The sequence below is a fragment of the Microvirga tunisiensis genome (genome assembly GCF_009296175.1).
In the GTDB taxonomy this organism is placed as follows: domain Bacteria; phylum Pseudomonadota; class Alphaproteobacteria; order Rhizobiales; family Beijerinckiaceae; genus Microvirga; species Microvirga tunisiensis.
Genome location: NZ_VOSK01000306.1, coordinates 1 through 7,123, shown reverse-complemented (window position 1 = coordinate 7,123; position 7,123 = coordinate 1). Strand labels below are relative to the sequence as shown.

Genomic DNA, 7,123 nt, shown 5'->3' with positions numbered 1-7,123 from the left:
TCCGCTGGAACGAGTTGCAGGCCAGCGACCAGGATCGGTCGGTCGCCTTCTACACCCGGCACTTTGGCTGGCGGCAGGAGGGCGACATGGATATGGGCGACTTCGGCTCCTACCGCTTCCTCTACCAAGGCGAGATCATGATCGGCGCCATCATGCCGAGGATGCCGCAGGTGCCCCAGGCGGCATGGACCTTCTACATCGGAGTCGCCGACATCGACCGGGCAGCGGACGCGGTGCGGGCCGGCGGTGGCACGATCCTTCACGGCCCCAGCGAAATCCCGGGCGGCGAGTATTCGCTGACCGCTGTTGACCCCCAGGGCGCTGTCTTCGGACTGGTCGGCCCGCGTCAGTGAGGAAAAATATCGTGACCAGCAACAAGCTCATGACCTGCCTGTGGTTCGATCACGGGGAAGCCCGCAAGGCTGCGGAGTTCTACGCCGCAACCTTTCCCGACAGCAGGGTTGGCGCTCCTATGCACGCCCCGTCAGACTTTCCGGGTGGGACAGAGGGCACCGAACTCACGGTCGAGTTCACCGTGCTCGGCCGGCCGTTCGTTGGCCTGAACGGCGGACCCAATTTCAAGGCCAATGAGGCGGTCAGCTTCATGGTCCTGACCGACGGCCAGGACGAGACCGACTTTTACTGGAACGCCATCGTCAGCAATGGCGGGCAGGAAAGTGCGTGCGGCTGGTGCAAGGATCGCTGGGGCTTTTCGTGGCAGATCACGCCCCGTGCGCTGCTGCGGGCCAACAGCAATCCCGACAAGGCCGCGGCCAGGCGAGCGTTCGAAGCGATGATGACCATGCGCAAGATCGACATCGCCCGGATCGAGGCTGCGGAGCGCGGAGTAGTCGTCGATGCGTAAAATCATCGGCTCCCTTTTCCAGTCACTCGACGGCGTGATCCAGGCACCGGGCGGGCCGGAGGAGGACCAGACCGGCTTTGCGCACGGCGGCTGGGTGTTCCCCTATTTCGACGACACGCTGGACGAGCCGATGGGGCGGCTGCTGGGCGGCAGCTATGAGCTGCTGCTGGGCCGGCGAACGTACGAGATCTTCGCCGCGTATTGGCCGCACAACGGCGACCAGCCGATCGGCGAGATGTTCAATGCCGTTCGAAAACATGTCGTGACATCGTCCGAACGGCCGCTGACGTGGAACAACAGCCAGCGCCTCGTCGGCGATCCCGCCGAGGCTGTCGCGCGCCTCAAGGCCAGCAATGGACCGGACCTGCTGATCCAGGGCAGCAGCATGCTCTACCAGACGCTGCTTCCCGCAGGCCTTGTCGATCAACTGGCATTGATCACCTTTCCGGTCATGCTTGGGCGCGGCAAGCGCTGGTATTCGGGCGATCCGGCGACAGCCCGTTCATGGACACTGGTCGAGCAGGCGCACTCGCCGAAGGGCGTCCACTTCGCATCGTTTGCGCGTGATGGAGAGGTTCGCACCGGCAGTTTTGCCACAAAACCCCCAAGCGATGACGAACTTGCGCTCCGTCAGCGTCAGGCGGAGGGTCGCTGGTGAACCTGCAGCACTTCGGCCACCCATTCAGGAGAAGGTGCTGATCGCGCTATGGGCGGACCGGACCCGTCCAAGTTCCGAATGCTTGGCCTCGGTCACCCGGAGAACGGCGGCGAGCTGCGTCGCCGTTGGACGTTCGGACAATTCCTCCTGCTGGTCGGCGGTGATCGATCCCGGACGAGCACTGGGTGGGTCGTAGGTTTTCATGGGCAGCCTTCAGCCTCCTAGCTTCGAAAGCGGTCGGTCCGGTTTCGGCCAGCTTCGGAGTTTGTGACTGAGTCGTTGTGGCGTCCGAGTTGGGTCACGGACTGCTCTTCAGCTTGGCCGTGTGAAGGTCCGCTTATCTCGCCACGGGGGAATTAGCCTTCGGTCTGCCTCATGCCAGAAGTGGCCATAAACGCTCAGAGCGCTGAGGTCGGTGCAGCAGCCTGCGCGATGAGTCGAACAGGTCGCAAGCGCGAGGCTGCAGATGCATCGGCTTCTGGCAGCGTGGTATGCTCGCAGAGGTCTCCGGTAGCGCCCATGGCACGTGACCGGGCGTGAATACCGTAGGGCCGATGCGTTCGTGCAGGACATCGACGATCGGGTGCACTGTCTCGCCACGCCGTTTCACGTCAAGGATGGCTGCACCGGCGAGTGTTCTCTGCCTAAACCAGCCTTCCGAGCCTTGAGGAGAGCAGGATGATGAGTGATCGCATGAGCCGTCATGAGATGGATCGAAACAGGACCGTTCATGGCTTGGTTGCCGCGAGAGGCGTCGCCATCGCAAGGGCCAGGGTCGGAGCTTCCTCAGTGGGCGCCATAGCGCTCGGCGCTGTGGCCCTTGGGGCATGCGCGATCGGCGCTCTCGCGGTTGGGCGACTGGTGGTCGGAAGGGCGCGGATCGGTCGCCTGGAGATCGATGAGCTTGTGGTCGGAAAGCTGGTTATCCGCGATACGCAGCCCTAACGTATCGGCCAGAAATCCAAGCTCCCTATGGCGCAAACGCCGATCAAAGCTGCATTGCCAAGCGGGCAGGCACGATCTCCTGGGCTCCTAAGATCATCGACTGGTCGTGTGTGACGCTCATCAGAGCGCCACCGACCGGGGCGGACGTAAACAGCGACGGCAACTCCTTCAACCACATGGACGGGCCGTCCAGCGGTACGATGGGCAGGAGCCGTTCTTCCGTAGCCGGAGGCGAGATCGACTTCACTTCGTTAGCAGAGGGTGCGCAAGTTCCTGTTCCAAGGCACACCAGTTGTGTCGCGCGCGCTGGCGTGATCACACGTTCCAGCCCGGCATAGGCCAGAGCCTCGGGACGGCTCACCTCCCCTAGCGAGACGCCGCGGCGCCACAGGGCGGTGAACGATGGGTGCTGCCCGCCATCGGCATAGGTGGTCTGGATGGCCGCCCTGCCCTCCTCCAGCAACACCGCCATGTGATCCTCTTCCATGGCCCGGTAGGCCCGCATCTCTGCTTCCGTCTCCGGACTCTGGGCTGGTCGGAAGGCATATCGCCCCGCCGACACGCCAACGACGAATTCTTCGCCGCGCGCCTCGAAGCGATCGGAGCCCTCCTTGAGTTGGCGCCAGAACGCAAAGTTCGGGTCCAGGCGATGCCGGACGAGGTTTTCTGCCGTCATGCGAAACGGATAGGCTTGTAGCTGGACGGCCTTCTGGCCACCTTTGAACGCCTCTCGCATGAGGGCGTAGATCTCCGACATGCCCGTGTCCGTCATGGCATAGCAGCCGGCGGAGGAGCATGTTCCGTGCACCATCAGGGCGGACCCGGTGGCCCCATGAGCTCGGTCATAGGCGTTGGGGAACCCGGTGTCGAAGGAGAGATAATGCTTGGAGTTCGGGTTCATCTGGGTGGCGGTGATGGCATAGAAGCCTTCTGGCGTCTGCCGGTCGCCCTCCTTGCGCTTGGGACCGAGTTGGCCTGACCAGCGGCAGATCGGGAAGGTCTTGAGGCGAATATAGCGCCCGCTGGTGCTGCGCTTCCAGACTTCCAGCTCCGCTTCCTTCTTGTAGACGCGGATCAGCATCGGCTCCGTGGGAGAGGTGCCCTTGCTCTTCATCAGAGCCACGGTTGCTGGAGGAATGGGAGCTTCGTGCTTCGGATATCCAGGCGCAGCCTGCACGGCCTGTCCCATCGGGACAGCGGCCATAAGAGCCAGGATGAGGCGATGTACACATCTGAGCATGGAGATCATGGGCGACTTTCGGCTGCGGGGCACAAACGGCACCGATCGCGTGAGCAACAGGGCGGATCTGCCATTCGCAGGCAATTGCGGCAACAAGTGGCTAGCTCTGGGCTCGGAGAACCCGATGAAGCCGCTTGGTCGGCTTTTCCGCCGAGTGTACTTACAGCATGCTGATAAAACCTATGGGCGGACCGACGCCCACTTGATTGGCTTGTACTTCTTGCCCTTTAGCTTGGCCTGACCCCAGATCGATTCCAAGTAGCCGGCGTCTCCTAGGATGATCGAATCCAGCCTGGCCGACCGGTTGATGTCAACACCTTCCTGCTTGTTCTTGAGCCTCTGCGAGTCGACCTTCGACATCTTGATAACGAAGGTCACGACGAGACCGGGGCGCCCCTCGACCTCGTAGGAGTTGAACAGGCGCAGCCCATCGGGCCTTTCATCGAGGAGGCGCTCGATGAAGGCAAAGCCGTTGTTCTCTGCATGCTTGCGAATGTCCGCCAGGGTGGTTTCGCCGTACTTAAACCCCGGGAAGTCGGCAGGCCTGCCGTCGGGGCGCCCTCCCCAGGTCTCCTCGGCATAGGCGATCCGACCATTTCCGGGATGTGTGGCGAGTGAAAACTTGTTCCCATCGGGCAGGCTCCACCTGATCTCTTCGTGGGGCCCGGCAGCAACCTTGGCTGTTGGCTTTCCGGCGATCCTCGACGCAGCTGCGATCTCCTCCCCGATGCTGATGCCGTTCAGGGTTTGCGCCTGCGTCCCGGCTGTCAGGGACAGGAAAGCGAGAACGGGGATCGCGGCCCGCTGGTTGATGGAGGTTGAGAATCTCATGGCGGTTGTCGGCGAAGGGGCGGACAACCTACCTTTCACAGGAACTCAGTCAATCGGACCTGAGCATTCTCGGGTCCGGCGTTGCGCGACGGCCACAACTTTTGCAGAGGTGGAATTCCTCCCATCGATCTCGAAGGAGAGCATAAGGAAGTATGGGGCAACGATGTTGCTTTCAGTCTTGTCTCTGCTGCCTCAGCCAGTGCTCGGGTTTCAATCACTGCCTTTTCCGGAGGGGCCTCGCAATCTGCCCCACGAAACCTCATGCTCTCCAAATTGCAACAGACGAAAGACCCTGCTCTGACTCGTGCGTTGATGTTCCAGCATCACCGTTCCTCAGGAGTCATCATGCCGGACACCAGCCCCGCAGAAGCCATCGATCAAGTTCCCCTCACCTTCTCCGACTGGCGACCGCTGCGGCATGTGGACGACCCACTGCACAAGGACCTTTCCGCCGTCACCCGCGTCGGGGATTGTCTCTTCCTCGCCTGCGACGAGACCGCAAGCATCGAACGGCTCCGGCGCCTGGACGACGGCAGCTTCGGCGATCATCAGCATGTCGCCCTGGAGGCTCTGGTTGACCTGCCAGCCGGTGCGGACGGCGAGATGGACATTGAGGGGCTGTGTGCGGCGGATGGCTTCCTTTGGATTGTCGGGTCGCATTCGCGTAAGCGCTCCAAGCCCAAGCGGGATGAGGCCGACCGCAGCCAAGCCCTTCAGAGCATGGTGGAGATTGAGCGCGAGCCCAACCGCTACTTCCTGGGCCGTATTCCTCTGGTGGGGGAGGCTCCGGGGCTCTTCACCCCTGCTCGATCCGACGGTGAGCGGCAGGCCGCCTGGCTCAGGCTCGGCAAGAAGCGGAGCGCCCTTGAGCGCTGGCTGGCGGCAGATCCGCACCTCGAGCCGTTTCTGACTATCCCGGCTAAAGAGAACGGCCTCGATGTCGAGGGCTTGGCGGTGCGCGGGAGCCGGGTCTGGCTGGGGCTGCGCGGTCCCGTGCTGCGGGGCCATGCCGTGGTTCTCGATCTGGAGCTGTTGCCAAAAGCGCGAGACCGGCTGAAGGCCCCGCCGGATCGATGGCGCGCGACGCTACCGCAAGCATCTGCTCGACACTCGAGGGCTGGGGATCCGTGATATGCGGTTTGCGGGCGATGATCTTCTTCTGCTGGTGGGGCCAACCATGTCGCTGGAGGGGCCGGCGTTCGTCCTGCGGTGGCGGGATGCGGCTCAGGATGACGGCTCCGGGGTCATTGCGCCCGAGCGCGTTGAGACTGTCGCCGAACTGCCCTATCGGCTGCATGTGGATCACCCGGAGGGGCTGGAACTCTGGCCTGAAGCAGGCGCTGGCGCCCTGCTGATCATCTATGATGCCCCGGCTCCGGAGCGAACCGACCCTGACACGTTCACCGTGCGGGCTGACGTGATTTGTCCGCGTCGCGCAGGTTCAGGCCAGAGCTGAACGGAGCGTCTGACGACCCTATGGGCGACCCGGACGAAAACGGCTCAATGGGCAGATGCCGGCGACCCTTCGATCGTGTCGGAGAGCGCACTGGCCCCCGAACCCAGGGCCCCCGGGTCAAAAGTCAGACGCCGCCGCTTTCTTGTTCTAACGCTACTCCCGTCGCGCGGTCGGGGAGATGGTCACGGTTCCTGCGGCTGGAGCGAAATCCCCGCCGGCACCTTCAGCTCGCCCTCCTCTCCATCAAGGTCAATGAAGCGGCTGTTCCTTGGGACGACGAGCCCCGCCCCGATCTTTGGCAGCTTTGAAAGAGCGCTGCACGTCACGGCTGATCGCCCCGCCAGCGAGGTTTCGGTTCCGGCGAGCCGCATTGTTGTCTGGCCAAGTCCTGTGAGGCTGCCTTCAATCCGAATCCTCTGATCTGGGAAAGCCCATGTGAAACGCTGGCCTGTCTGGTCCCACCTCCCGGGCCACTCCCCCGGTTTTGTCCGAGAGGTATCGAAGATGTAGGGGCTCACCTCATCATTCTGAAACTCCCCTCCCCCGACGCCGCCGCCCGGGTAGAAGGTGATGACGAACTGCGACTGATCAGTTGCGCGGGTGCAGTGCCAGAGGGACCCCGCCAGGTTCGTGCCGTCAGCAAACGCTGTGGGAGACACCAAGGCAAGTCCGATAGCGGCGAGCAGGAGGCCTCTCATGGTGCTGACCCCGATCAAAGAGGTGTCGGAGCAGCACGGTAGTTCGCAGATCCTAACCAAACCTCACGCTGCGGTCCCTAGATCCACAGATCCCACACGAAGCGATCGGGACGCCGGATTTAGAGCGCGCCATCGCGACACGGCTCCTGGCCCATCAGTGAGGACAGATGCCAAAGCAGCAGCAGAGCGGCCCGACAAAGCCGCATGCTCTCCAGGGCCGCTCTGACAGCGAGGGAGAATAGCAGGGTGCCGACCTCCAGCGCGAGACTGCCTTGGCGGTCACCCTGGAGGTGTCATTCGCCCTCTAGATCCTTAGCACAGTGATTTTGACGGTTTGACACCGCCAAGCTCGTGCTGCGGACTTCGCATCTGGTACCGAGGCCCCGTCCAATGGGGATCAATCCACTTGCAGATCCCGCACCGCTTCGAA

At 62.9% G+C, this 7,123-nt stretch carries 10 protein-coding genes; 6 read left to right on the top strand and 4 right to left on the bottom strand.

From position 1 onward, the window contains the following. From FS320_RS34765 to FS320_RS34755, 3 genes are all read left to right on the top strand, one after another. Window positions 1-353 (top strand): VOC family protein (locus FS320_RS34765; protein WP_192926378.1); only part of this gene is annotated, 353 nt, incomplete at its 5' end. Window positions 354-364: 11 nt separating this feature from the next. After that, window positions 365-865, top strand: a complete 501-nt coding sequence (locus FS320_RS34760; protein ID WP_338105593.1) for a VOC family protein — start codon at window positions 365-367, stop codon at window positions 863-865. Further along, window positions 858-1,523 (top strand): dihydrofolate reductase family protein, encoded by a 666-nt coding sequence (locus FS320_RS34755; protein WP_152716941.1) that lies wholly within the window; start codon window positions 858-860, stop codon window positions 1,521-1,523. The genes FS320_RS34760 and FS320_RS34755 overlap by 8 nt, the downstream gene beginning before the upstream one ends. 24 nt (window positions 1,524-1,547) lie before the next feature. On the opposite strand, the gene FS320_RS34750 is transcribed toward FS320_RS34755, so the two are convergent. Next, window positions 1,548-1,727: a hypothetical protein gene (locus FS320_RS34750; protein WP_152716940.1), complete on the bottom strand. Its 180-nt coding sequence runs from the start codon at window positions 1,725-1,727 to the stop codon at window positions 1,548-1,550. Window positions 1,728-2,201: 474 nt separating this feature from the next. Between FS320_RS34750 and FS320_RS34745 the strand changes: the two genes are divergently transcribed. Next, window positions 2,202-2,468 carry a hypothetical protein gene (locus FS320_RS34745; RefSeq protein ID WP_152716939.1) on the top strand — a complete coding sequence of 89 codons (267 nt, stop codon included), beginning with the start codon at window positions 2,202-2,204 and terminating at the stop codon, window positions 2,466-2,468. A 43-nt stretch (window positions 2,469-2,511) separates the two neighbouring features. On the opposite strand, the gene FS320_RS34740 is transcribed toward FS320_RS34745, so the two are convergent. Together FS320_RS34740 and FS320_RS34735 are read right to left on the bottom strand one after the other, a co-directional pair. Further along, window positions 2,512-3,717, bottom strand: a complete 1,206-nt coding sequence (locus tag FS320_RS34740; protein WP_152716938.1) for a L,D-transpeptidase family protein — start codon at window positions 3,715-3,717, stop codon at window positions 2,512-2,514. Between the two features lie 171 nt (window positions 3,718-3,888). Continuing rightward, window positions 3,889-4,539 carry a hypothetical protein gene (locus FS320_RS34735; protein ID WP_152716937.1) on the bottom strand — a complete coding sequence of 217 codons (651 nt, stop codon included), beginning with the start codon at window positions 4,537-4,539 and terminating at the stop codon, window positions 3,889-3,891. Between the two features lie 345 nt (window positions 4,540-4,884). On the opposite strand from FS320_RS34735, the gene FS320_RS34730 reads away from it, so the two are divergent. Both FS320_RS34730 and FS320_RS49960 read left to right on the top strand, forming a co-directional pair. Beyond that, window positions 4,885-5,670 carry a DUF3616 domain-containing protein gene (locus FS320_RS34730; RefSeq protein ID WP_202882931.1) on the top strand — a complete coding sequence of 262 codons (786 nt, stop codon included), beginning with the start codon at window positions 4,885-4,887 and terminating at the stop codon, window positions 5,668-5,670. A gap of 1 nt (window position 5,671) precedes the next feature. Continuing rightward, a complete protein-coding gene (locus tag FS320_RS49960; RefSeq protein WP_274597252.1) occupies window positions 5,672-5,995 on the top strand; it encodes a DUF3616 domain-containing protein in 324 nt (107 codons plus the stop codon). Between the two features lie 182 nt (window positions 5,996-6,177). Here FS320_RS49960 and FS320_RS34725 read toward each other — a convergent pair whose 3' ends face one another. Then, window positions 6,178-6,693, bottom strand: a complete 516-nt coding sequence (locus FS320_RS34725; protein WP_152716936.1) for a hypothetical protein — start codon at window positions 6,691-6,693, stop codon at window positions 6,178-6,180. Window positions 6,694-7,123 lie beyond the last annotated feature (430 nt).